This window comes from Nonomuraea sp. IBHARD001 (assembly GCF_056106265.1).
On sequence record NZ_JBWBBW010000002.1, the window covers coordinates 1,321,220 to 1,346,038 of the forward strand.

At 71.6% G+C, this 24,819-nt stretch carries 20 protein-coding genes; 14 read left to right on the forward strand and 6 right to left on the reverse strand.

Annotated features, from left to right (window positions below; genetic code table 11):
* Window positions 1-74: 74 nt before the first annotated feature.
* Complete coding sequence (locus ACTWNK_RS08450; protein WP_474303303.1) at window positions 75-1,202, reverse strand: acyltransferase family protein; 1,128 nt, start codon at window positions 1,200-1,202, stop codon at window positions 75-77.
* A 15-nt stretch (window positions 1,203-1,217) separates the two neighbouring features.
* On the opposite strand from ACTWNK_RS08450, the gene ACTWNK_RS08455 reads away from it, so the two are divergent.
* Entirely contained in the window at window positions 1,218-1,391 is a 174-nt protein-coding gene (locus ACTWNK_RS08455; RefSeq protein ID WP_474303304.1) for a hypothetical protein, read from the forward strand.
* Window positions 1,392-2,160: 769 nt separating this feature from the next.
* Here the strand turns inward: ACTWNK_RS08455 and ACTWNK_RS08460 are convergent.
* Both ACTWNK_RS08460 and ACTWNK_RS08465 read right to left on the reverse strand, forming a co-directional pair.
* Window positions 2,161-3,801 carry an LCP family protein gene (locus ACTWNK_RS08460; protein WP_474303305.1) on the reverse strand — a complete coding sequence of 547 codons (1,641 nt, stop codon included), beginning with the start codon at window positions 3,799-3,801 and terminating at the stop codon, window positions 2,161-2,163.
* 119 nt (window positions 3,802-3,920) lie between these two features.
* Window positions 3,921-5,396 carry a hypothetical protein gene (locus ACTWNK_RS08465; RefSeq protein WP_474303306.1) on the reverse strand — a complete coding sequence of 492 codons (1,476 nt, stop codon included), beginning with the start codon at window positions 5,394-5,396 and terminating at the stop codon, window positions 3,921-3,923.
* Between the two features lie 56 nt (window positions 5,397-5,452).
* Between ACTWNK_RS08465 and ACTWNK_RS08470 the strand changes: the two genes are divergently transcribed.
* From ACTWNK_RS08470 to ACTWNK_RS08485, 4 genes are all read left to right on the forward strand, one after another.
* The gene (locus tag ACTWNK_RS08470) at window positions 5,453-7,486 is read left to right on the forward strand and encodes a hypothetical protein (RefSeq protein ID WP_474303307.1); all 2,034 of its coding nucleotides are present in this window, start codon (window positions 5,453-5,455) and stop codon (window positions 7,484-7,486) included.
* Between the two features lie 34 nt (window positions 7,487-7,520).
* The gene (locus ACTWNK_RS08475; protein WP_474303308.1) at window positions 7,521-8,321 is read left to right on the forward strand and encodes a hypothetical protein; all 801 of its coding nucleotides are present in this window, start codon (window positions 7,521-7,523) and stop codon (window positions 8,319-8,321) included.
* A gap of 94 nt (window positions 8,322-8,415) precedes the next feature.
* On the forward strand, window positions 8,416-9,318 hold the full coding sequence (locus tag ACTWNK_RS08480) for a glycosyltransferase family 2 protein (protein ID WP_474310865.1): 903 nt from the start codon (window positions 8,416-8,418) through the stop codon (window positions 9,316-9,318).
* Window positions 9,315-10,379 carry a glycosyltransferase family 4 protein gene (locus tag ACTWNK_RS08485; RefSeq protein ID WP_474303309.1) on the forward strand — a complete coding sequence of 355 codons (1,065 nt, stop codon included), beginning with the start codon at window positions 9,315-9,317 and terminating at the stop codon, window positions 10,377-10,379. Before ACTWNK_RS08480 ends, ACTWNK_RS08485 begins: the two co-directional genes overlap by 4 nt.
* Here ACTWNK_RS08485 and ACTWNK_RS08490 read toward each other — a convergent pair.
* Window positions 10,340-11,248 (reverse strand): lysylphosphatidylglycerol synthase domain-containing protein, encoded by a 909-nt coding sequence (locus tag ACTWNK_RS08490; RefSeq protein ID WP_474303310.1) that lies wholly within the window; start codon window positions 11,246-11,248, stop codon window positions 10,340-10,342. The genes ACTWNK_RS08485 and ACTWNK_RS08490 overlap by 40 nt on opposite strands.
* Before the next feature lie 66 nt (window positions 11,249-11,314).
* On the opposite strand from ACTWNK_RS08490, the gene ACTWNK_RS08495 reads away from it, so the two are divergent.
* The 7 genes from ACTWNK_RS08495 (at window position 11,315) to ACTWNK_RS08525 (ending at window position 20,168) form a co-directional block, all read left to right on the forward strand.
* Window positions 11,315-12,142, forward strand: coding sequence for a class I SAM-dependent methyltransferase (locus tag ACTWNK_RS08495; RefSeq protein ID WP_474303311.1), 828 nt, complete (start codon window positions 11,315-11,317; stop codon window positions 12,140-12,142).
* A complete protein-coding gene (locus ACTWNK_RS08500; protein ID WP_474303312.1) occupies window positions 12,139-13,038 on the forward strand; it encodes a lysylphosphatidylglycerol synthase transmembrane domain-containing protein in 900 nt (299 codons plus the stop codon). The genes ACTWNK_RS08495 and ACTWNK_RS08500 overlap by 4 nt, the downstream gene beginning before the upstream one ends.
* Window positions 13,039-13,117: 79 nt before the next feature.
* Window positions 13,118-14,239, forward strand: coding sequence for a glycosyltransferase family 4 protein (locus ACTWNK_RS08505; RefSeq protein WP_474303313.1), 1,122 nt, complete (start codon window positions 13,118-13,120; stop codon window positions 14,237-14,239).
* Window positions 14,240-14,271: 32 nt separating this feature from the next.
* Entirely contained in the window at window positions 14,272-15,351 is a 1,080-nt protein-coding gene (manB, locus tag ACTWNK_RS08510; RefSeq protein WP_474303314.1) for a mannose-1-phosphate guanylyltransferase, read from the forward strand.
* Window positions 15,348-16,259, forward strand: coding sequence for a DNA-3-methyladenine glycosylase family protein (locus ACTWNK_RS08515; protein ID WP_474303315.1), 912 nt, complete (start codon window positions 15,348-15,350; stop codon window positions 16,257-16,259). The genes manB and ACTWNK_RS08515 overlap by 4 nt, the downstream gene beginning before the upstream one ends.
* A 141-nt stretch (window positions 16,260-16,400) precedes the next feature.
* A complete protein-coding gene (locus ACTWNK_RS08520; RefSeq protein ID WP_474303316.1) occupies window positions 16,401-18,959 on the forward strand; it encodes a bifunctional FO biosynthesis protein CofGH in 2,559 nt (852 codons plus the stop codon).
* An 84-nt stretch (window positions 18,960-19,043) separates the two neighbouring features.
* The gene (locus tag ACTWNK_RS08525) at window positions 19,044-20,168 is read left to right on the forward strand and encodes a substrate-binding domain-containing protein (protein ID WP_474303317.1); all 1,125 of its coding nucleotides are present in this window, start codon (window positions 19,044-19,046) and stop codon (window positions 20,166-20,168) included.
* Here the strand turns inward: ACTWNK_RS08525 and ACTWNK_RS08530 are convergent.
* Window positions 20,158-21,462, reverse strand: coding sequence for a coenzyme F420-0:L-glutamate ligase (locus tag ACTWNK_RS08530; RefSeq protein ID WP_474303318.1), 1,305 nt, complete (start codon window positions 21,460-21,462; stop codon window positions 20,158-20,160). The genes ACTWNK_RS08525 and ACTWNK_RS08530 overlap by 11 nt on opposite strands.
* A complete protein-coding gene (gene cofD / locus ACTWNK_RS08535) occupies window positions 21,459-22,397 on the reverse strand; it encodes a 2-phospho-L-lactate transferase (protein ID WP_474303319.1) in 939 nt (312 codons plus the stop codon). The genes ACTWNK_RS08530 and cofD overlap by 4 nt, the downstream gene beginning before the upstream one ends.
* A 270-nt stretch (window positions 22,398-22,667) precedes the next feature.
* On the opposite strand from cofD, the gene ACTWNK_RS08540 reads away from it, so the two are divergent.
* Both ACTWNK_RS08540 and ACTWNK_RS08545 read left to right on the forward strand, forming a co-directional pair.
* Entirely contained in the window at window positions 22,668-24,224 is a 1,557-nt protein-coding gene (locus ACTWNK_RS08540; RefSeq protein WP_474303320.1) for a hypothetical protein, read from the forward strand.
* A 312-nt stretch (window positions 24,225-24,536) separates the two neighbouring features.
* The gene (locus ACTWNK_RS08545) at window positions 24,537-24,797 is read left to right on the forward strand and encodes a WhiB family transcriptional regulator (protein ID WP_049564653.1); all 261 of its coding nucleotides are present in this window, start codon (window positions 24,537-24,539) and stop codon (window positions 24,795-24,797) included.
* Window positions 24,798-24,819: the final 22 nt, after the last annotated feature.

A 24,819-nucleotide genomic window follows, 5' to 3' on the forward strand; every position in this document is an offset into this window, starting at 1 on the left:
TAATCGTCGCGACAACTGCACGCATATGCCGATGCTGAGCGGCCGCATCGTCCTTGGCGTTAATGCAGGAGGAACTACCGCTGAACTTCGGCTGCCGGAGGCTTCGCGGGCTGGGCCGATCTGGCCGAGGGGCGGCGGTACAACCAGGTCAGCCTCGGTTCGATCAGCCACTTGAACACCGTGCGCGTCTCGGGCAGGCACAGCACGATGGCCAGGACGAACGCGCTCGACGCGATGGCGAGCACACCGAGCGGCCCGAACAGCCAGGGCAGCTCCAGCCAGCCCATCTCCTTGGCGATCATCACGGGAATGCCGTGCAGGAGGTAGGCGTAGAGCGTGCGCGTGCCCAGGTCGGAGTACCAGGTCTCCTTGCGCGGCACCAGCGCGAGCACCGCCACACACATGGCCAGCGAGGCGACCAGCATCGCACCCCGCAGGCTCAGCCCCATCCACCAGCTCACGTCGAGGTCCTGGTAGCTGCTCTTGAAGTAGAACAGCTTGAACGGCAGCACCGGCGCCGCGAACACCGCGACCACGGCCGCGCCCACCAGTGTGAGCGCCGCCGCGACCTTCACCCACATCCGGTCGAGCAGGGCGAAGTGCTCGGGCTGCAGCACCAGGCCGATCACGAAGAACGGCAGCAGCCCGAAGAAGCGGTCCATGCTGAAGTCGCCGGTGATCTGCGAGAACCCGGCGAACAGATAGATCGCGATCGAGACCGGCACCGGGTACTTCATCCGCTTCCACACCGGGGTGGACAGTCGCCAGAACAGCAGCGCCAGCAGGTACCAGTTCAGCCAGGCCGGGTCGATGATCGTCAGCGACCACTTCATGCCCAGCGCCGTGCGCAGGGCCGCGTAGCCGACCTCGACGATCACGTACGGCACGAGGAAGGTGTCGACCAGCTTGTTGGTCTTGGCGTTGGAGTTCCAGAAGTTGCGCGAGAGGTAACCGCTGACGACCACGAACAGCGGCATGTGGAAGGTGTAGATGAAGATGTACGCCGACTCGGCCGAGTGCGCCTTCAGCGTCGGCACGAGCGAGTGCCCGACGACGACGAGCGCGATCAGGATGAACTTGACGTTGTCGAGGTACGGCTCCCGCTTGCGCTTGACGGGCTGCGGCTCCTCCGGCTGCCCTTCCTCGTGCTGCCGTTCCTCATGAGCCGCCGGGGGGCGATGCCACATATCGGTCACGGGCATCGCCTGCCTGTGCACGTGCTGGGCATGCGGGTCCAGGCCGTGCGCGGTGAGGCCGGGCTGGGGGTGCGCCTGAGGGGGGAGCTGGGGGTGGGTGTCGGGGTGCGGCTGGTGGCGCGGGTGGGGCTGGTAGTCGAACTGGGGGTGTGGCTGGGAGTCGGGCTGGGGCTGGTGGCGCGGATGCGGCTGTGAGAGCGGCTGCGGCTGGTAGCCGAACTGGGGGACAGGCTGGGAGTCCGGCTGGGACTGGTAGCGCGCCTGGGGGAGGGGCTGGGACTGCGGCTGCGGCTGGTGGTGGGACTGCGGGAGAGGCTGGGAGGGCTGTCCGGCCTGGCTTGAAAGCCCCGCCTGTCCCGAGTGCTCCCCCGACGGTGGTCCGGCCTGTCGGCCAGGTGGCTGTGTCGGGGGCTGTGAGGGGTGCTGGGGGTGGGAGGAGGAGCGGGAGGAGGGCGTGGAGGGGGTTTGGGGGTGGGGGGCCCAGAAGCCGGTCTCGGGGCCGTCCTGCTCGTTCCAGAAGGTCGATTCGCGTGCGCGCCCAGCCTCGTCGGCGGCCGCCTGCCACTCGGGGTCGGCGTTGCCGCCGTTGCTCCGCGGGGCCGGGACCGGATACGAAGATCGGGTGTCACTCACGGGGAGACGCTTCGCTATCTGTCGGGTGCCGGGGGTGCCGCGATCACGCTAACGCGGACGCCTTGCACACGGCTTACGGGCCTCCGACGAGACGGATCGCCGACCCGCACCACCTTAACGGGCGATCATCCGACTGTCGCGATGCAGCGGCGAGAATCCGCCCCATTCACAGGGAACTCGGAGACGAATCCCCAGGTATGACCTGCGAAGCCGTACCGGCCCCAGGCAGCCACCCAGGCAAAGCGCGAGTTTCGGTCCAGCCGTACGAGCAAGGGAAACAGGGAATGCGGAAAGGGCGGCCCGGAGGAGTGTGGCCGCCCTTTCCAGGAGGCTAGGCGCAGATGTCCTTGGAGTCGGCCTTGACGACCGTCTCCTTGATGCTGTCGGGGATCTTGGTGGGCACCTTGACGCCCTTGAAGTCGGCGCCGATGACCAGCTGGATGATCGGCGTCTTGGGTGCGACACCGGCGTCGGCGGTGGTCGTGGTGCCGGTCCCGGTGCCGAGGGGCGCGGTGTACGGGTCGATGGTGCCGGGCTTGATCTTGCCCGCGGCCGGTGCGACCTTCGACAGCAGCTTGCCCGACACGACGTCGGCGTAGTCGGCGCCGTCGGCCGCGTTCTTGGCGTAGAGGAGCTTGGTCGCCGACTGGCTGGTGCCGTCCGCGGCCAGGGCGTTGCCGAGCTCCACGACGTGGAAGCCCTGCTCGGCGAGTGCGTCGGCGACCTCGCGGGCCTTGCCCGATGTGGTGGTGCCGTTGATGACCTGGACACGCACCTGCTCGGGCTTCAGGGCGATCTTGGGCTTGTCGGTGGCCGCGGTGCTGGGCTTGGGGGTGGCCGTCGGCTCGGGCTCGATGTCGCTCTGGATGGCCCGGAACAGCTTGCCCGCTTCGGGCTGCTTCCACACGACGCGGTTGGGGTCGACGGTGTCGGCCATCCACGGCACGGTGATGAAGCCGACCTTGCTGGCGGTCAGCGACTTGGCGCTCATCGCGATCTGGATCAGCTTGTCGGTGCTTCCGGCCAGTTTGGTGTCCATCTTGACCGACTTGGTGGCGGCGCTGATGAAGCTGATGAGCTTGCCGGGGTCGCCCAGGATGTCGCTGCTCGTGGCCTTCTTGACGACCTGGCCGAGGAAGAGCTGCTGGCGCTTGATACGGCCGATGTCGCTGCCGTTGCCGTAGTGGCGCAGACGCACGTAGCCCAGCGCCTCCTCGCCCATCAGCGTGTGGTTGCCCGCGGCCAGCTTGAGCTTGGAGGCGCGGTCGTCGACGGGCTGCTTGAGGCAGACGTTGATGCCGTCGAGGGCGTCGACGATGTTCTTGAACCCGGAGAAGTCGACCTCGACGAAGTGGTTGATCCTGATGCCGGTGAGCGCTTCCAGCGTGCTCCAGGTGCAGCCGATGCCGCCGAGCGTGTAGGTCGCGTTGATCATGACCCGCTGGGCGGGTACGAGCTGACCCGTCGGCGTCTTGCACTGCGGCATGTCGATGAGGGAGTCGCGGGGGAAGCTGATGAACGTCGCGCCGTCCCTGTTGGGGGAGATGTGCATCAGGATGATCGTGTCGGTGCGCGCGGTGGCGCCCAGCCGGTTGTCCTTCTGGCCGTACTTCTTGTTCGCCGCACCGGCGCGCGTGTCGGAGCCGACGAGCAGCACGTTGAGCGCGCCCGTGACGTCGACGGGGCGGTTGGCGGCGAGCTGGCCCGACACGTCCTCGGTGTTGACCCCGCTGAGCAGGCTCCGGTAGACGGTGTAGCCGCTCAGCGCGCCGATCACGAGCAGTGAGGTCACCACGATGCTGACCCAGGCCCACAGGCGTGATCTGCCGGGGCCGCCGCTCTTGCCGCGTCTGCCACGCGGGGGCAGGTCACCGGGCGGCGGCGGGCTCGCGGCCCTGCGCGCGGACCGGGGACCGGGTTCGGCGGGCGCGACCCGTCGATCGTCAACGGTCACGTTGCGATAGTCACTCATGAGATCACGGCCTCCTCGTCCGGAGATTCGGAGCCCGCATCACGCCGGCTCGGTCGATCGCTCATCGCGCCATGACTGTAGGTCACGCGCGGCGGTCCGGGCGCCATGATCGGCCGAATTCAACCTCGATCACCTTTACTCCCGGGATCATGATCCGGCGGCCCAGCATACTCAGAATCGGACATTTCATGGAACGCAACGGACTCAAACTTTACGTTTCGCGGCGTAACGGACAGCCCCACGGCCAGGCACGCAAGCGGTACGGCGGGCAGGACATAGCGGTAGTCGAACTCGGCGACGGCCGCGGGCGTGACGAGCAGAACCACGGCGACCACCCAGGGCAGAGCGACCGCCCAGACGTCGGCCGAGCGCCCCCCGCCCCCCGACCGAGCCCCCCGCCACGCCAGAACGGGCGCGAGCACCAGCAACACCAGCAGCGCCGTGCCCGGCACCCGGACGACACCCTGATAGGCCCGCATCCACCCGGCGTACGGCTCCACGACCTCGGTGGCGATGGGCCCGCGCTCGTAGGCGACGGCCAGCTCGACCCCGCGCTGCGCCGGATGGCGCCCGGGAGGCGGAGGGGTCGCCGAGGGGAACTCGTAGTAGTCGTAGATCTCCTGGTCCGGATAGACCGGCCGCCCGAAGGTGAAGGTGCGGGCCAGCTCCGACAGCACCGACGCCGCGTAGTCCAGCGGCTGGGTGCGGATCGCCAGCATCGCGAACTGCCCGGCGATGGTGTCGTTCGCCCTGGAGAAGGTGATGCCGGGCCGCAGCACCAGCGGCGAGTCGCGGGACCAGACGTACTCCTGCGAGGGCGGCCGTTCGGAGGCGGGCCTGGGGTCGCACAGCACGGCGAGCTCGGGCGGCGGGCGCATCCTGGCGCAGTCGGCGAACGACATCGTACGGGCGTAGAGGAACACGCCGTTGGCCCCGACGATGCCCACCCGGTCGAAGGTGGCATGGAACCAGGCGCCGTATCCGGCGATCGGCACGAAGGCGGCGGCGACCAGGACTCCGGCCATCGCGACACGCCGTCTGGCCAGCAGCCACCCGGCCAGGACCACCACCAGCGGCAGCCCGACGGTCCGGGTCAGCGTGGCGGCGGCCAGCAGCAGCCCGACGGCCAGGGCCGTGCGCCATCCGGCCCCCTCCCGCAGGGCCAGCACGACGGCCAGCGCCACCAGGAACATGAACAGCGTGTCGGAGACCAGCAGGTGCTCCAGCTCGATCTGATACGCGTCGAGCAGCACGGGCGCGGCGGCCAGGGTGGCCACCCAGCGCGGCGCACGACGCAGCGCCGAGTACACCAGCACGCCCACCGCGAGCCCCAGCACGTGTTGCGCACCCGCCACCACGGCGAAGCTGTGCAATGGCTCGAAGAGCTTGATGAACAGGGAGTACCCGGCAGGCCGTACCAGGTCGGGGCTCGGCCGCATGGCGGTGACCACGTAGGTGTAGGAGTCGGGGAACCACAGGGCGGGCCGGTAGCCCAGCATCGTGACCACCCGCAGCAGCGCGCCCACGGCCAGCACGCACGCGAACCACCGATGCTCCCTGAGCAGGGTCGGCACCCCCCGCACACGTGCTCGCACCACGCCCCCTCGGCCCCCTCGCCTCGCCCGCGTCCCCAGCGCGTACGCTACCGGGCTTGGATACGCTCGCCAGCACCATGACGCACTCCTGGTCGCCCCGCGCGCTCCGGCCGTCGCCGGGTGGCGTGCTCGCCGCACTGTCGCTCGCGCCGCCTCTGCTGGTCGCCTGCTGGCTGCTCGTCGGCCTGCCGTCGTTGCTCGCGGGCGTGTTCGCGCCCTGGCCGGTCGCCGTCGCGGGGGCGCTGCTCGCGCTCGGCGCCTGCTGGTTCGCGCTGCGGGAGGCGCGGGTGCGGGCCACCTGGTGGCAGACGGGCGCGGTGCTGGCGATCGCCGCCTGCTCGGGGGTGTTCAACACGCTGCTGCGCTCGGAGCAGCTCGTCGTGCGCCGCGACCCCGCCACCTACGCGCAGTACGCCGCCTGGCTGGCCGGGCACGGGTCGCTGCCGATACCGCGCTCGGAGGCGGCGTTCGGCGGGGCCGATCCGGCGCTGGTGTTCGGCAGCGTGGGGTTCTACGACACGGCGTCGGGGGTGGTGCCGCAGTTCATGCCGGGCCCGGCGATGCTGTTCACGATCCTGGGGCCGCCGGTGCTGGGCGCGCTGGCCGTGCTGACGCTGGCCGGGGTGACGGCCAGGCTGGCGGGGGCCAGGTGGGCGCCGCTGGCCGCACTGGCGTTCGCGATCAGCCTGCCGATCCTCTACACCTCGCGCACGACGCTGAGCGAGATCCCCTCGCTGATCCTGCTGTTCGGCGGCCTCGGCCTGCTGCACGACGCACGCGCGGCCGGCGGCGGCGACCGGCGTGCGTTCTGGCGTGCCGGGCTCGGCGGGCTGGTGCTCGGGCTGGCCGTGCTGGTCAGGGTCGACGGGCTGCGCGACGTCCTGCCGGTGCTGGCGTTCGGCGGCCTGCTGGTGGCGTTGCGCCGGGTGTCGGCCAGGCCGGAAGGCCGGATGGGCCTGCCCCTGCTGGCCGGTCTCGGCATCGGCGCCGGGCTCGGCTTCCTGGCCGCCTACGTGCTGTCCAGGCCGTACCTGGAGTATCTGTCGGGCTCCTGGCGGCCGTTGCTGGCGCTGGCCGCCGCGGTGCTGGCCGCGACGGTGCTCGGCACGGCGCTCGCGCCACGCCTGGCGCGGCTGCCCAGGCCCCGGTGGCTGCCCGAGGCGGGAGCCGTCGTGGTGGTGCTGGTGATGGCGGGACTGGCCGTCCGCCCGTTCGTGCAGACCGTACGGCGGGAGCCGCGTTCGCCCGAGGACCTGCTGACCTCCACGTTCATCGAGGCCACGCAGAAGGCCAACGGGCTGCCGGTCGACGGGTCGCGGCTGTACTACGAGAACTCGCTGTACTGGGTGTCCTGGTACGTCGGGCCGCCGGTCGTCGTGCTGGCCACCCTGGCGGCCGCGGTGCTGGTCAGGCGGTTGCTGCGGGGGAGCGCCTTCGCGTGGCTGCTGCCGGTGGCGGTCGTGGGCTGGACGACCGTGACGACGCTGCTGCTGCCCTCGATCACCCCCGACCAGCCGTGGGCCTCGCGCCGCCTGGTGCCGGTCGTCGTGCCCGGCCTCGTGCTGCTGGCCGTGTGGGGGTTGCGCTGGGCGCGGGAGAAGGCGGCACGCCTGGGTCACGGGCCCCGCCCACGCCGTCTGCTGGTGGCGCTGGGTGTGGTGGCCGTTCTCGTGCCGCCCGCCGTGACGTCGGCGGGCACGGCGTTCACGCCCATCGAGCGGGGTGAGCGCGAGGCCGTCGCCGCCCTGTGCGCGCACATCCCGGACGGCGCCTCGGTCCTCCTGGTCGAACGCGTGACGGGCGACCGCTTCACCCAGCTCGTCCGGGGCATGTGCGGCGCGCCTGCGGCCCGGGTGCGCCTGGCCGGTGGCGACGTGCCCGCCCCCGAGGACGTACGACGCCTGGCGGGCCGGGTGCGCGCGGCCGGGCGCGTGCCGGTGCTGCTGGCGGCGCGTGCCGAGCAGGTGTCGGGGTACGGCCCGGCGGTGCGGGTGATGAACCTGCGCACCCGCCAGGACGAACGCTCGCTGACCGGCCCGCCGGACGGCACGTGGTCGCTTTCGATCGACGTCTGGATGACGACACTGTGAAGCCGCCCCGGCGCGCAGGCATCAGGATGTGCTCATGACCGCCGACGAGCTCGCCTTCGGATCCGAGCGGGAGCCCCGCCTCGCCCTCTGGGCGCACCGGCATCGCACGGCGCTGGCCGTCGTGCTCGTGGTGCTCCTGGCGGCGGGAGTCGTGCTGTGGCAGCTCGGGCGGCGTCCGGTCGTGCCGGTGGCGCCGCCCGTCGCGCCGTTCCCGCCCGCCGTCGGGTTCACCGTGGTGCTCAAGCCGGGCGCGGCCGTCGGCGGTGCGCAGGTCGCCGAGCGGGTGGCCGCGCTGCCCGAGGTGGCGTCGGCGCGTTACGCCACCGCGGCCGAGCTCACCGAGCGCCATCGGCGGTCGCTGGTCGTGGACGACCCCTCCTTTCTCATGCCGATCGGCGCGGTCGAGGGCGAACTGCGCGAACCCGGCGCGTACGGCTCGCTGGTGGCGAAGCTGGCCGGGGCCGAGGGCATCGAGGACATGTGGCGCAGGCCCACCGACTTCTGGTCGGGCAAGGCGCATCTCGCGGTCGTGCTGTGCTCGCCGTCGATGCCGAGCGAGACGACCTGCGGCGGCCGTGCGGTGACGGCCGACCAGCGGGCCGCGATCCTTGAGGCGATCAACGACCAGGACGGCGTCGAGCAGATCTTCCACCAGGACGGCGTGTTCGGCCTGCGGCTGATGACCCACTACCAGCCGGAGGTGCACGCCGAGGGGATCAAGGATCTTCCCGAGGCCTACTATGTGAGATTCGACCGCGAACAGGCGGCCAGACCTGCGGGAACGGCGATCCAGGAGGTGCCTGGCGTCGGGTCGGTATCCTTGGTCAATCCTTAGACGTGCGTTCGCCTGCGGGTCGGGCAGAGTATCCTCGCCCGACGTGAGCACGCCCGAGACCCCCACGCCCGAGACCCCTCAGAGTGGATTCGCTGTGGAAGCCAACCCGGCCAACCCGTACGTCACGATCGTCCTGCCCTGCTACAACGAGCAGGACCACGTCATCGACGAGGTCGAACGCATCTGCGCGGCCATGGACTCCAGCGGCTACACCTACGAGCTCGTCGCGGTCGACGACTGCTCGACCGACCAGACCCTGGCCAGGCTCGAAGAGGCGGCGCCGCGCTTCCCGCACATGCGCATCAGGGCCTTCCACCGCAACGGCGGCTCGGGCACCGTGCGCAGGATCGGCACGCAGGAGGCCAACGGCGAGATCGTCGTGTGGACCGACGCGGACATGACCTATCCCAACGAGCGCATCCCCGAGCTGGTCCAGATCCTGGAGAAGGACGCCACGATCGACCAGGTCGTCGGCGCGCGGACCACCGAGGAGGGCTCGCACAAGCTGCTGCGGGTCCCGGCCAAGTGGTTCATCCGCAAGGTGGCCGAGCGGCTGGCCGGGCAGAAGATCCCCGACCTCAACTCCGGCCTGCGCGCCTTCCGCAAGTCGGTGGCCAGGCCGTACCTCAGGCTGCTGCCGCCCGGGTTCTCGTGCGTCACGACGATCACGCTGTCGTTCCTGTCGAACCAGCACGACGTGTACTACCTGCCGATCGACTACGCCAAGCGGGCGGGCAAGTCGAAGTTCAGCTTCATCTCCGACGCCTACCGCTACATCCTGCAGGTGCTGCGGATGGTGATGTACTTCAACCCGCTCAAGGTGCTCATGCCCCCGGCCATCTGGCTGGTGGTGATCGGGCTGGTCAAGGGCGTGTTCGACGTCGTGCGCTACGGGTTCTACCTGACCAGCAACACTATTGTGATCTTCCTGTCCGGCCTGCTCATCGGGTCGGTCGCACTGCTGGCCGACCTGATCGTGAGGTCGCGGGGCGAGTGAGGATCGCGATCGTCGGGCCGACGTACCCCTACAAGGGCGGAGGCGCCCAGCACACGACGGAGCTGGCCCATCGGCTGAGCGCGGCCGGGCACGACGTGGTCATCGAGTCCTGGCGTGCGCAGTACCCCTCCTTCCTCTATCCGGGCGTCCAGACGATCTCGGCGCCCGAGGGCACGCCGTACCCCGGCACGCGGCGCGACCTCGACTGGCGGCGGCCCGACGGCTGGGTCAGGACGGGACGCGCGCTTCGGAGCGCCGATCTGGTGATCCTCACGGTGCTCAGCCCGGTCCAGGTCCCCGCCTATCTCGGTATCCTGTCCGGCCTGCGCCGCCGGGCCAAGGTGGTGGCGCTGTGCCACAACGTGCTGCCGCACGAGCGCAAGGCCTACGACAGGCCGCTGATGCGCGCGCTGCTCAAGCGGGTCGACGGTGTGCTGGCCCACTCCGAGCAGCAGGCCGAGCTGGCCAGAGGGCTGACGGCCGCCCCGGTGAGCGTGGTGGCGCTGCCGCCGCACCTGCCGTCGAGGCAGCCGGCTCGCGGCGAGGCGCAGGTGCGCGGGCGGTTGCTGTTCTTCGGCATCGTCCGGCCGTACAAGGGGCTCGACCTGCTGCTGCGCGCACTGCCCGACGGGGTGGGGCTGACGGTGGCGGGGGAGTTCTGGGGCGGGCTCGGCGAGACCGAGGCGCTGGTGGCCGAACTCGGGCTCGGCGACCGGGTGGAGCTGCGGCCCGGCTATGTGGCGGCGAGCGAGGTGCCCGCCCTGTTCGAGGCGGCCGACGCGCTCGTGCTGCCCTACCGCAACGCCACGGCCTCCCAGAACGTATGGCTGGGCCACGAGCACGGGGTGCCGGTGATCGCCACCAGGGTGGGGGCGCTGGCCGACCATGTCACCGACGGCGTCGACGGCCTGCTGGTCGAGCCGGGCTCTGCGCAGGCGCTGCGCACGGCGATCGAGGCCTTCTACGCGCCCGGCGAGCCCGAACGGCTGCGCGCCGGGGTCAAGGCCGTCGACCCCGACCCTTACTGGGCGGCGTACGTCGAGACGCTGCTCGACGCCTGAGCCCGCCGCCCCGCCAGCCACGCCACTCCCGCCCCCAGCAGGTCGGCCAGGGTGAACGCCAGCCGCGAGACGATCGCCACGACGATCGCGAGCGGCACGCCGACGACCGGGCCGAGCGCGAGCGTCATCCCGGCCTCCCTCACCCCGACGCCCGCAGGCACGAAGAAGGCCAGCAGGCCGCTCGCCCAGGCGAAGGCGTAGGCGCCGGTCGCGACCGCGTACCCGGCGCCGGGCGCGAGCACGAGGACGTGCAGCCCGTAGATCAGCCACCCGGCCACCGTGATCGCGGTGGCGGCCAGCACGGTACGGCCGGGCAGCACCTCGTCCATGGGCTCGCGCCTGGCCAGCCGCAGGGCCAGGTTGAGCCCCCAGGTGAGCACCTTGGGATGCAGGCAGACGGCGATCACCGGCACGAGCAGCAGCAACGGCCAGAACGTGCGCGCGGCCTCCAGCGTCGCGGCGGCCACCGCGACCGCCACGCCCAGGTTGATCACCAGGCCGAGCGAGATGGCGGCGAACGTGCGCCTGGGCGGGCTGCCGTGGTCGCGGCCGAGCTCCATCATCGCCGCGTAGGCCCACACCGAGCCGGGCACGTACTTGCCGAGCTGCCCCACGTACATCACCCTGGCCGCGACCCGCACCGGCAGCGGAGAGCCGAGCCCGGCCAGGATCGTGCGCCAGGCCAGCATCATCACGAACTGCCCGGCGAGCACGGCGGCGAAGGCGGCGAGCACCTGCGGCGGCGAGAGCCCGGCGAGTGCGGCGAGCGTGTCCTCGGCGTTCCTGGCCAGGCCGTAGCCGGCGAAGGCGAGTGCGACCAAGGCCAGTGCGAGGCGCAGCAGGCGGCTTGAGCGCAGGCGGCTGAGCATCAGCCCAGCGTACGCACCTGGGCTACTCGTCGGTAGGTCCGTGCCGAGTGGGTACTGTTGACGGTCATGGGTACAGAGCGCGTCGCACAGCTTGAGTACTCCGAGTTCCAGGCGGCGATGCTGGACGAGGAGAAGCGCCGCCGCAAGGCAGCGAAGATCATCGCTGTGCTGGAGCACTTCGCCGGGCCGCTGGCCGGGCGCACGGTCGGCGACGTCGGCTGCTCGGCCGGGTTCATCGCCGACGAGCTCGCCCAGGCGGGCGCCGCCCACACGCTCGGCATCGACATCGACGTGCCCGGCCTGCGCAAGGCGGCCCAGCGCTTCGGCGAGCGGGTGGAGTTCGTCTGCGCCGACGGCACCGCGCTGCCCTTCCCCGACGGCTCCGTCGACGTGCTGGTGTTCAACCACATCTACGAGCACGTGGTCGACCCCGACGCCGTCGTGGCCGAGATGCACCGGGTGCTCGCCGACGACGGCGTGCTCTACCTGGGGCTCGGCAACCGGCTCGGGATCATGGAGCCGCACTACAAGCTGCCGTTCCTGTCCTACCTGCCGCCCGCGCTCGCCGACCGCTACGTGCGCGCCAGCGGCCGGGCCGAGCACTACTACGAGCGTTACCGCACCAGGCGGGGGCTGCGCCGGATGATGCGCGCCTTCCACGTGTGGGACTACACCTTCCCCGTGCTGGCCACGCCCGACAGGTTCGCGGGCGGCGAGCTGTTCCCCGGCGCGCTCGGCAGGCTGGTGCGCACGGTGCTGGCCAGGACGCCGCGCGCGGTGCTGCGACTCACGCTGCCGCTGGTGCCGACCTATCTGTGGGTGGCGACCAAGAGGCCGCTGCGCCCGGTCGGCGCCGCGCTGCCGCAGCCGCCAGAGCCGGTCGCGACCAGGTGAAGAAGAGCCTGCGGATCGGCTTCCTGCTGGTCGCGCTCGGGTTCGGCGCATGGGCGGTGATCTCGCAGTGGGATGCCGTCTCGGCCGGGTTCGCCGAGCTGACCTGGCCCTCGCTCGCCGGGTCGCTGGCCGGGGTGATCGTCGCCCTGCTGGCCGCCATGTGCACCTGGCGCACGCTGCTGGGCGACCTCGGCTCGCCGCTGCCGTTGCGCCAGGCGGCCAAGGTCTTCTTCGTCGGGCAGCTCGGCAAGTACATCCCCGGCGCGGTCTGGCCGATGCTGGCCCAGATGGAGATGGGCCGCGACCTCGGTGTGCCCAGGCCGCGCAGCGCCGCCGCCTTCTTCCTCATGATGCCGATCCAGCTGGCGACCGGCCTGCTGGTCTCGGTCGTCGCACTGCCCCTGGCCTCGGGCGGCTCGCTGGGCAGATACGCGTGGGTGGTGCTGCTGATCCCGGTGCTCGTCGTGCTGCTGGAGCCGAAGGTGATCAACGCGCTGATCGGCTTCGGGCTGCGCAGGCTGGGCAAGGAGCCGCTTGAGCGGCCGCTGACCAGGCGGGGCATGCTGGGCGCGCTCGGCTGGGCGGTGCTCGGCTGGAGCGCCTACGGGGTGTCGCTGGCCTTCGTCCTGCACGACCTCGGCGCCTCGGGCGCGCTGCTGTTCGCGATCGGCGCCTTCGCGCTGTCGTGGTGCCTGGGCATCATGACGTTCGTGGTCCCGGCGGGCGCGGGGGTGCGTGAGGTGGCCATGGTGGCGGTGCTCGCTCCCGTGCTGGACCGGGGCTCGGCCATCGCGGCGGCGCTCGTCTCGCGCATCGTCATCGTCATCGGGGATCTGATCTGCGCGGGCATCGCCGGGCTCGCGGCCAGGTCGTCGGTCGACCAAGACTCGGTGTGATTCAGGCCACGTCTTTCGCGTCCCCGGTCATAGAGTGGGAGAGGCAGTTACCGCGTAGATCTTGAGGGGAGAGATCTTCGTGACACCTCGTGTGCTCGTCGACGCGGCCGCCGTTCCGGCCGACAGGGGCGCGTTGATCCGCTATGTCGACGGACTCGTCGCAGCGCTTCACCGTGCGGGAGCCGACCTGGCCGTCGTGTGCCAGCGCTCCGACGCCGAACGTTACGCCAGGCTCGCGCCCACGGCCCAGATCATGCCGGGGCCGGTCTCCATCACCAACCGTGCCGCCAGGCTGGCGTGGGAGCAGACCACCGTGCCCCTGCTGGCCAGGCAGGCGGGTGCGAAGGTGATCCACGCGCCCTACTACTCCATCCCGCTGCGCTCGGGCCTGCCCACGGTGGCCACCGTGCACGACGTCACCTGGTTCACCGAGCCCGAGCAGCACAGCCCGGACAAGGCCGCCTTCTTCCGCTCGGCCACCCGCACCGCCGTACGTCACGCGCAGCGCATCGTGGTGCCGTCGAAGGCGACGCGCGAGGAGCTCGTGCGGGTGCTCGCCGCCGATCCCACCCGGATCGACGTCGCCTATCACGGCGTCGATCCCGCGCTGTTCCATCCTCCGTCCGCGGCCGAGGTCGAGCGGCTGACCGGCAGGCTCGGGCTGCACGGCCAGTCGTATGTGGCCTTCCTCGGCGCCATGGAGCCGCGTAAGAACGTTCCCGCGCTCATCAGGGGGTTCGCGCTCGCGGTCAAGGACCTGGCCGATCCGCCCGCTCTGGTGCTCGGCGGCGGGCTGCGCGACACCGACGTCGACGCCGCCTGCAGCGAGGTCGCCACGACCGTGCGCGTCGTCAGACCCGGCTATCTGTCCTTCTCCGACCTGGCGGGCTTCCTCGGCGGCGCGCTGGTGGTGGCCTTCCCCTCGCGGGGTGAGGGGTTCGGGCTGCCGGTCCTGGAGGCGATGGCCTGCGGGGCCGCGGTGCTCACCACGCATCGCACCTCGCTGCCCGAGGTCGGCGGCGACGCCGTCGCCTATACCGAACCCGACGCCGGGAGCATCGCGACCGCACTGCGCGGCCTGCTCGACGCGCCCGGGCGCAGAGCCGCGTTCGGGACGGCGGGGATAGCCCGCGCACGTGAGTTCACCTGGGACTTTTCGGCCGAAGCGCATCTTCAGTGCTATCAACGGGCAGTGGAATAGTGGGTTAACCTCACACGGTGATGGATAGCTCATTGCCAGAACTTGAGGCCATCCTCCTGGTGGGAGGGCAGGGCAGTCGCCTGCGTCCGATGACGCTGCGCACGCCCAAGCCGCTGCTGCCCACGGCGGGTGTGCCCTTCCTCGCCCACCAACTCGCCCGCGCCCGCTCGTTCGGCGTGCGAAGGATCGTGTTCGCGACCTTCTACCGGGCCGAGATGTTCGAGGAGGCGTTCGGCGACGGCTCGGCCTTCGGGCTGTCGCTGACCTACGTGCAGGAGGAGACGCCGCTCGGCACCGGCGGAGCCATCCGCAACGCCGCCGAAGGCCTGTCGGCCCGGCCCGGCGACCCGGTGCTGGTGCTCAACGGCGACATCCTGTCCGGCCATGACATCGGCGAGCAGGTGCGTGGCCATGTCGAGGCGGGCGCGGCCGTCACCCTGCACCTGACCGAGGTCGACGACCCCTCGCGCTTCGGCTGCGTGCCGACCGACGAGTCCGGCCGGGTCACCGCCTTCCTGGAGAAGACCCCGCATCCCGTGACCAACCGCATCAACGCCGGGTGCTACGTCTTCACCCGATCGGTCATCGACGCCATCCCCGAAGGCCAGGTCGTCTCGGTCGAGCGTGAGACCTTTCCCGGCCTGATCGAGTCGGGCGCGCTCGTGCTCGGATATGCCGACCGCTCCTACTGGCTGGACGTCGGCACGCCGGAGGCGTTCGTCAAGGGCTCGCGTGACCTGGTGCTCGGCCGGCTGGACTCGCCCGCGCTGCCCGGCCCCACGGGTGAGCACCTGGCGCTGGCGGGCTGTGCGATCTCGCCCGAGGCCAAGGTCACCGGCGGTTCGGTCGTCGGCCCCGGGGCGGTCGTCGAGGCGGGCGCCTCGGTCGTGGGCAGTGTGCTGGGCGAAGGCGCGGTCGTCGGGCCTGGCGCCACGGTCACCGACTCGGTCGTCGGCGATCGCGCGCACATCGCCGCCGGAGCCGTGCTGCACGACGCCGTCGTCGGCGACGACGCCCACATCGGGGCGGGCAACGAGTTGCGTGCCGGCGCCAGGGTGTGGCCCGGTGTCGAGCTGCCGCCGTGCGCGGTGCGTTTCTCCAGCGACATATGACCGTCCTGCTGGCGCCCGCCGAACGCGAGTGGGCGCCGCCGTGGCCGCTCGACGTGGCCAGGGTGCTGAGCCCGCACCAGCACGGCGGCGGCGACCCCGCATGGCGCACGACACCCGACGGCGCCGTCTGGCGTGCCTGCCGTACTCCGGGTGGGCCCGGGACGTTGCGGATCTCGGCGGGTGGCGGGACGGTGCGCGGCCAGGCGTGGGGGCCCGGCGCCGAGTGGCTGCTGGAGACGATGCCCGCCCTGCTCGGCGCCGAGGACGACCCTTCGGGCTTCCAGGTCAGGCACGCCGTGCTCGACGACGTCCTGCGCAGGCATCAGGGCGTGCGCATCGGCAGGTCGGGGCGCGTGTGGGAGGCGCTCGTGCCCGCCGTGCTGGAGCAGAAGGTCGTGGGCAGCGAGGCCTGGCGGGCGTGGCGGTGGCTGCTGCGCACCTACGGCGAGCCGCCGCCCGGCCCCGCGCCCGAAGGCATGCGGCTGATCCCCGAGCCCGAGGTGTGGCGGCGCATCCCGAGCTGGGACTGGCACCGGGCGGGCGCCGAGGCGGTCAGGGCCAGGACGATCGCCAACGCCGCCGGGCACGCGGCCAAGCTGGAGGCGGCGGACGGCGCTGAGTGCGACAGGCTGCTGCGGGCGCTGCCCGGCATCGGAGTGTGGACGTCGGCCGAGACCAGGCAGCGCGCACACGGCGACCCGGACGCGCTGAGCGTGGGCGACTACCACCTGTCCAAGATCGTCGGCTACGCGCTGACGGGCGAGAAGACGGACGACGCCGGCATGATCCGCCTCCTTGAGCCATATGCGGGCCAGCGACACAGGGCGGCCCTGTACATCAGCCTGACCGGCCTGCGCCCACCCAAGCGCGGGCCCCGAATGGCAGCCAGGGACTACCGCAGGTTCTGAGCGTCGTGCCTGACCGGGCTGCGCCTGCCCGTGTGTGGCCCTCGGATGGCGGGCGGGGACTACCGCAGGTTCTGAGGGGCGTCGAACCGCCTGGTGAGACCTGGGTGCTCGCTGCATACCCAGGGGTCGTAATGTGCCCGTATGACTCTAGTCAGCGACTCCGCCCTCCGCCGTGCGCTCGCCAGGGCCCGTGACGGCAAGTCCCTCGACGTCACCGAGGCCACCGTCCTCCTGCACGCCCGCGACGCGCAGCTGGACACCCTTCTTGAGCATGCCTCCCGCGTACGCGACGCCGGTCTGCAGGCCGCGGGCCGTCCGGGCGTCGTGACCTACAGCCGCAAGGTGTTCATCCCGCTGACCAGACTGTGCCGGGACCGCTGTGGATATTGCACGTTCGCGACGGCGCCGCACAAGCTGGAGTCGTTGTTCCTGAGCCCCGACGAGGTGCTGGAGATCGCCAGGCAGGGCGCGGCGATGGGCTGCAAGGAGGCGTTGTTCACGCTGGGGGACCGGCCTGAGGATCGATGGCACCAGGCCAGGGAGTGGCTGGACGCGCACGGCTATGACGACACGCTCTCCTACGTGCGTGCGATGGCGATCCGCGTGCTGGAGGAGACCGGGCTGCTGCCGCACCTCAACCCGGGCGTGCTGACCTGGCGTGACCTGCAGCGGCTCAAGCCGGTCGCACCGTCGATGGGCATGATGCTGGAGACGACCTCGCGGCGGTTGTTCGAGGAGAAGGGCCAGGCCCACTACGGCTCGCCCGACAAGGACCCCGCCGTACGGCTGCGCGTGCTGGAGGACGCCGGGCGCTCCAACGTGCCGTTCACCACGGGCATCCTCATCGGCATCGGCGAGACGGTCGAGGACCGGGCCGAGTCGATCTTCGCCATCCGCAAGGTGGCCAGGGAGTACGGCGGTGTGCAGGAGGTCATCGTGCAGAACTTCCGCGCCAAGCCGGACACCGCGATGCGCGGCATGCCGGACGCCGACCTGCAGGAGCTGGCCGCCACGATCGCGGTCACACGGCTGATCCTCGGCCCGAAGATGCGCGTGCAGGCCCCGCCGAACCTGGTCGACTCCGAGTACCAGCTCATGATCAGGGCGGGCATCGACGACTGGGGCGGTGTCTCGCCGCTCACCCCCGACCACGTCAACCCCGAACGCCCGTGGCCGCAGATCGACGAGCTGGCCGAGCGCACGGCCGCGGCCGGGTTCACCCTGAGGGAACGCCTGACGATCTACCCCGAGTACGTCAAGGCGGGGGAGCCGTGGCTCGACCCCCGGCTGTTCGGCCATGTCCAGGCGCTGGCCGATCCGGAGAGCGGCCTGGCGATCGAGGACGCGCCGCTGACGGGCAGGCCGTGGCAGGAGCCGGACGGCGGGTTCGCCGCCTCCGGCCGGGTCGACCTGCACACCGCGGTCGACACCGAGGGCCGTACCAACGACAGGCGCGACGACTTCGACCACGTCTACGGCGACTGGGAGGCGCTCAAGGACAGGCTGCCGTCGGCCGCGCACGGGTCAGGCACGCCGAGCGACATCGCACACGCCCTGCGCAGGGCCGAGGCCGACCCGGCGGGACTGAGCGACGCCGAGGCCGTCGCCCTGCTCGGCGCCTCGGGCCAGGCGCTCGACGAACTGGCCCGCATCGCCGACCACCTGCGGGCGGAGGCGGCGGGGGACGACGTGACGTACGTGGTCAACCGCAACATCAACTTCACCAACGTCTGCTACACCGGCTGCCGGTTCTGCGCGTTCGCCCAGCGCCGTACCGACGCCGACGCCTACACGCTCAGCCTCGACCAGGTCGCCGACCGGGCCCAGGAGGGCTGGGAGGCGGGCGCGACCGAGGTCTGCATGCAGGGCGGCATCCATCCCGACCTGCCGGGCACCGCCTACTTCGACATCGCCAAGGCGGTCAAGGCCAGGACGCCCGGTATGCACGTGCACGCGTTCTCCCCGATGGAGGTCATCAACGGCGCCAGCCGTACCAACCTGTCGATCGAGGAGTGGCTGCACGCGGCCAAGGAGGCGGGCGTCGACTCGCTGCCCGGCACGGCGGCCGAGATCCTCGACGACGACGTGCGCTGGGTGCTGACCAAGGGCAAGCTGCCCACGGCCGAGTGGATCGACGTCGTCACGACCGCGCACAAGGTGGGCCTGCCGACGACCTCCACCATGATGTACGGCCATGTCGACACGCATCTGCACTGGGTGCAGCACATCAAGCTGATCCGGAGGCTGCAGGAGCAGACGGGCGGGTTCTCGGAGTTCGTCCTGCTGCCCTTCGTGCACACCAGCTCGCCCATCTACCTGGCGGGCATCGCCAGGCCCGGCCCCACGGCCGACGAGAACCGCGCGGTGCACGCCCTGTCCAGGATCCTGCTGCACGGCGCGATCAAGAACATCCAGTGCTCCTGGGTCAAACTCCAGGACGACCTGTGCCGCGAGGTGCTCACCGGCGGCGTCAACGACCTCGGCGGCACCCTCATGGAGGAGACGATCAGCCGCATGGCCGGCTCGGAGAACGGCTCCTACAAGACGATCTCCGAGATCGCCGACATGGTCACCCCCACCGGCCGCGCCCTGCGCCAGCGCACGACCGAGTACGGCGTGCCGAGTGAGGAGCGCCTGGCGGCGGCCAAGGCGAGCGACGGCGTGTGCCGGAGCGTGCGCCGGGTGCTGCCGCTGGCGTAGCCGAGGGAGCTGTTCCGCAAAGTGGGCGGTGCTGCGACAATCGGCACACTTTCGCACTATGTGTCGAGATGGGAGAGAGGTGCCGTGCGCTCGGGACGACACCGCTCCCTGACCCTGCCGATCGCGCGACGGCGGCGGCGCGCCCTGCGCCGCGGCACGCTGGCGGCGCTGGCCGTCGTCGTCGGGGCGGTGGGCACGGTGTACCTGGCGTTCGGCCGCCCGGCGCCGCCCTGTGACGCCCGGCGGCCCGTGCTGGTCGGAGTGGCCGCCGCGCTGGACGTCGCGCCCGCCGTGATGGCGTCGGCGGGGCTGTTCAACGGCACCGGGACCGGCGTCGGCGGGCGCTGCGTGCTCGTCCAGGTCACCGAGCAGCCGCCCGCCGCCGTCCTGCGCGCCCTGACCGGAGCGGGCACGGCCAGGCCCGACGCCTGGGTCGCCGACGCGTCGGCCTGGGTACGCCTGGCCCGCAGGCAGGGCGCCGGGCACGTCGCCGCCGCCGAGACCACGGTGGCGACCTCGCCCCTGGTGTTCGCCACCCGCCGGTCGCTGGCCCAGACCTTCACCGGCGGCGGGAGCGAGCTGAGCTGGCGCATGCTCCTGCCCCCGGCCGAAGACGGCCGGTCGGCGCCGGGCGCGGCCGAGCCCGACGTGGTCAGGGTGCCGGACCCGTCGCTGGCCGGAGCGGGGATCGCGGCCGTCGCCGAGGTGAGCGAGATCCTGGGGGATGGGCCGGACGCGGGCAAGGAACTGGCCGCGTTCGTGCGGTGGGTCCGGTCCGGCGCCGCGCCCGGCCACCGCTCGACGCTGGCCGCGGTCGACGACCGTTCGCGCTGGCGGCGGCCGGTCGTCGTGGTGCCCGAGCAGTCGGTGCGGGAGCACGCGCGTGCCGCCTCGCCCGACCCGGTCGTCGCCCTGCGCCCGCGCGAGGGCACACCCACCCTCGACTACCCGTACGTGGTGACCGCGCCGGACCCGGTCGAGGCCGAGGCGGCGGCGGCGTTCGGCGCGTGGCTCGCGGGGCCGCGTGGCCAGGAGCTCGTCAGGCAGGCCGGTTTCGGAACGGGCGACGGCGCACTCGGCCCGTACCCGCCGGGACCCGGCCTGCCGACGGCCTCGCCGAGCAGCAGGCCGTTGTCGCCCGAACGCGCCGACGCCGCCCTGGAGACGTGGAGCAGGCTCGCCCCCGCCCCGGAGCAGGTCAGCGGGTGAGGATGAAGTCGGCCGCGTCGCGGGCCGGCCGGTCGCGTGGGGGAGCGGCGGCGTGGCCGACGGCGACGGCGCCCATCGGGTCCCAGTCGTCGGGCAGCCCGAGCACCTCGCGTACGACCGGCCTGCAGAACATGGTCGAGGAGACCCACGCCGAGGCCAGCCCCTCGACGGCCAGCTGGACCAGGAAGTTCTCCACCCCCGCGCCCGCCGCCACCACGAACATCTCCCGCTCGGCCGCGTTGCGCCGGTCGTCGCGGTAGGTGTGCGAGCCGGTCATGACCAGGCAGGGCACCACGAGGTACGGCGCCTCGCGCAGCACGTCGCCCCTGCGCAGCCGCTTGGTGATCGACTCCTCGGTGAAGCCGTCGCCGCGCAGGTCCTCGATCCAGGCCTCGCGCATGGCGTCGACCAGCTTGAGCCTGGCGCCGGCCGACTCGACGAGCACGAAGCGCCACGGCGTGGTGTGGTGCGGCGCGGGTGCCGCGATGCCGGCCGCGACCGCCCTGCGCACGGCCTCGCCGTCGACCGGCCGATCGGCGAACGACCTGATCGTCCTGCGGGCGAACACGACGTCGCGGGAGCCGTACCTGAACATGTCCTCGTCGGCCGGGCGTACCAGGGGGCGCACGCCGGGGCCGTCCTCGTCGGTCACCAGGTGGGCCAGGCCGCGTACGACCGCGACCGGCACGCCGTCGAGCTTGCCCTTGACCAGTTCGGCGGCGGCGGCGATCTCGTCGATCAGCGCGGTGACGGTGGCGACGAGCGGATTGCCGTGGGTGTCGGCGCCGCCCCGGTAGTCGGCCAGCGGCAGTACGCCCGCGGCGCCGATGGCCACGTCGGTCAGGCCGTTGCGCCACGGGCGGCCGAAGGTGTCGGAGACGACGACGCCCACCCGCACCGGCAGGGCGGCGCGCAGCCTGCGGGCCGAGGCGTCGCTGTCCTCGGGCAGCAGCAGGACCGTGCCCGGCTCGGTGTTGGAGGCGTCGACACCGGCCGCGGCCATGACGAAGCCGTGACGGGTCTGGGCGATCACGGTGTCGCCGCGCCTGGCGACGACGCGCTCGGTCTCCCCGGCGATGGCGTCGGTGCGGTCGGCGCCCTCGCGGATCCTGCCTTCGGCCTTGCTGACGATCTTCGAGGTGACGACGAGGATGTCGCCGTCCCTGAGATCGGCGTCCTTGAGCAGTGCGGCCAGGTCGTCGCCCGGCCTGATCTCGGGCAGCCCGGCGATCCCGAAGACCTCCACCGAGGCGCTCGCGGCGTGCGGGGTGTGGTGCTCGGCCTGGTCGGTCATCGGGTCAGCTCCGTGGCGAGGTCGAGTGCGGCCTGGGCGAGGTCCTGGGCGGAGGCGGCGTCGTGCATGATCAACGGTCTGGCCACCACGCTCACCCCGTCGAGCGCCACGCCGGCGTCCTCCTCAGCGACCAGCCAGCCGTCGACCAGCGCCGCGCCGTAGAGGCCGAGCACGGCCTGGGCGCTGGTCTCGACGCCGATCGCGGTCAGACAGGCGTCGGCCATGCCGCGCACGGGCGCGCCGCCGACGATCGGCGAGACGCCGACGACGGTCTTGGCGGCGATGGCCTCGCGGATGCCCTTGATCTGCAGGATCGTGCCGATGCTGACGACCGGGTTGGACGGCGGCAGGATCACCACGTCGGCCTCGGCGATCGCATCGAGCACGCCGGGCGCGGGCACGGCCTGCTCGGCCCCGACCAGGGCGATCGACTCGGCGGGCACCGAGGCGCGCAGCCTGACCCACCACTCCTGGAAGTGCACCCCGCGCCTGCCGCGCTCGTCGGTGATCACCACATGGGTTTCGGCCCTGTCATCCGTCATCGGGATCAGCCGGACACCGGGCTGCCAGCGGGCGCACAGCGCCTCGGTCACGGCCGAGAGCGGGTAGCCGTTGTCGAGCATCTGGGTACGCACGATATGGGTGGCGAAGTCACGGTCGCCGAGTCCGAACCACTGGGGCTCGACGCCGTAGGCGGCCAGTTCCTCCTTGACGACGTGGGACTCCTTCTCCCGGCCCCAGCCCTGCTCCTCGTTGATGCCGCCGCCGAGGGTGTACATCACCGTGTCGAGGTCGGGGCAGACCCGGAGGCCGAACAGGGTGATGTCGTCGCCGGTGTTGCCGATCACGGTGATGTCGGCCTGTGGGGCCGCGGCGCGCAGGCCGCGGAGGAAACGGGCGCCGCCGATACCACCGGCGAGGGACACGATACGCATGCCCGCAAGTCTCGCACCCGCCTGTGACCGGGCCGTCCGGGAGGTGGCGTCGCTTGTCCCCGGAGATGGCTTCGGCCGTTCGGGCCCGCGAAAATTCCGACAAATATCCACTTGAACGACTATTGGGATACGCGAGGTTGCTGGGTCGCCCGTCACCAAAGTCGGCTTTGTGGCAAACTCCCATCGGGTCAAAAGGGCCCGTTGGGGGTAGTTGTGAGCAAAATTTCGGCTGACCGGCTCAAGGAGCCGGCTTCTTGGATCATGCTTGCCGTGGCCGTGACGAATGTGTTCGTGCTGGTCTGGCGCCTGTTGCTGGGGTCGGGCGGCTCGTTCACCGAGCGCGCGGCGCTCGGCTTCGGGCAGTTGACGAGCCCGGTCGTGCCCGCGCTCCTGGTCGGTGCCGTCCTGCTCGCCACCAAGGTCGGCACGCCGTCGGCCAAGGCGAAACTGATCACTTATGTCGCCGCGGGCACACTCGCCGTCGCGACGGCCTTCGGCACGCTCGCTTTCCTTCTCGGCCTGTTCGTGGTCGGCAGCTTCGGGGGATTCCTGGAGTTCCTGATCCTGGGGCTGCCCGCCCTCGCGCTCGTCGGCGTCGCCCTCCTCTGGACCCTTCCGCAGGCCGTCGGCGCCGAGACCCGCACGCCGTACCCGACCTTCCCCGGCTACGGCCAGCAGCAGCCGCAGGCGCCCGCCCAGGCCGCCGGGTACGGCCAGCAGGCGCAGGCCGCCGGGGCCGGTGGCGGGTACACGCCGCAGCACGGTGGCGGTGAGCCGACCGGCTCCAACGCCTACGCGCAGCTGGCAGGCGTCCAGGAGGCGCCCGCCACGGCCGCGCCCGTCGTGCCCCCGGTCCAGCCTGCCTACGGCTCCGGGCAGGACGCCTTCGCGCCTCGCGCCGAGCCCGCCGCCTCCGACGCCCAGCCCCCGCAGCCCGCGCCCCAGCCGGCCCCGCAGTCGGTCGCCCTGCCCGCGGCGCTTCCCCCGGCGCCCGGCTACGAGCCGCAGCCGTCGGCGTCCTACGAGCAGCCCTCCTACGACCTGCCGGTGTACGACCAGCCGCCGGTCTACGACCAGAAGACCTACGACCTGCCCTCCTACGACCCGGCCTCGCCGCTCTACGCCACCCCGCACGAGGCCCCGGCCACCGAGTCGTACGGCTACACGCCGTCGGAGACGCTCCCCAGCGCCTACCAGGCCCAGCCTGAGCCCCAGCAAAGCGCCTACACCCCGGCGGACAGCACCCCGAACGTCTACACCCCGCTGGACCCCGGCTACACGAGCGTCGACAGCTCGCCCAGTGCCTACCCGCCTCCGGCCTACACCCCGGCCGACACCGCGCCGCCGGCCCCGCCGGCCCCGCCCGCGCCGCAGCCGTACTACGACCAGCCGCCCGCCTTCGAGCAGGTCCAGAACCAGCCGTTCACCGGCTACTCGGGCCAGGAGTACCTCCAGCGCCAGGAGCCGGACCCGCCGGTCGACCCGCGCTCGCAGCAGATCCTTCAGGCCTACCAGCAGGCGGAGAACTACCAGCAGCAGACCACCGGCGCCGCGCAGCCGCAGCAACAGCACTACGACGCCGTGCCCGACTACTCGGGCCAGCAGCCCAGGCCGTACGACGATCCGTTCGGCCACCCGCAGCAGCCCTCGGCCTACCACCCGCAACCATCACAAAGCGGATGGAACGAGGAGCCCGCGGACTCGACCCTGCGTTTCGACCTCTCGGCGTATCAGGGCGGCGACGCGCTGAGCGCTCAGCCGAGAGAGAAAGACGAGCCGATCGACCCCACGGCCATCTACACGCCGAACGATCCGCGCAGGCAATAGTCCGGCAAAGCGCGAGCAGAGAGAAGGTGGTGCCTGGGCGGTCGTCAAGACCTCCCTGGTACGGTTCCGACCGCTGACAGCGTTGATCAAGTCAGGTCATGGCCATGGATTCCGGTCGCGGCCCGGACTCAACACCACATGGCAAGCACACCGGGGCGAGCTGGTCTTTCCCCGGATACCGGCATGCCGCTTGACGGCACACACGGCGCACGCGTGTAATTACAGACGTGTTGTTACGCCTTCCTCAAGTGGGGTATGGGGGAGGCGTTCCATGGGGGGCTCCATTGCGGGCGGGCGGCAGGGAGGTGTGCAGTGACCGATCTGGTCATCGCACAGGATCAGCTTGACGCTGAAGAACTGGGCTGGCAGGAACGCGCGCTCTGCGCGCAGACCGACCCGGAGGCGTTCTTCCCGGAGAAGGGTGGCTCCACCAGAGAGGCCAAGAAGGTGTGCCGCTCGTGTGAAGTGCGCGCAGAGTGCCTGGAATACGCACTCGAGCACGACGAGCGGTTCGGCATCTGGGGTGGACTGTCCGAACGGGAGCGCCGCCGGATCAAGCGCCAGGCGGTTTAGTCGATATCTCGATTCTGTCGAA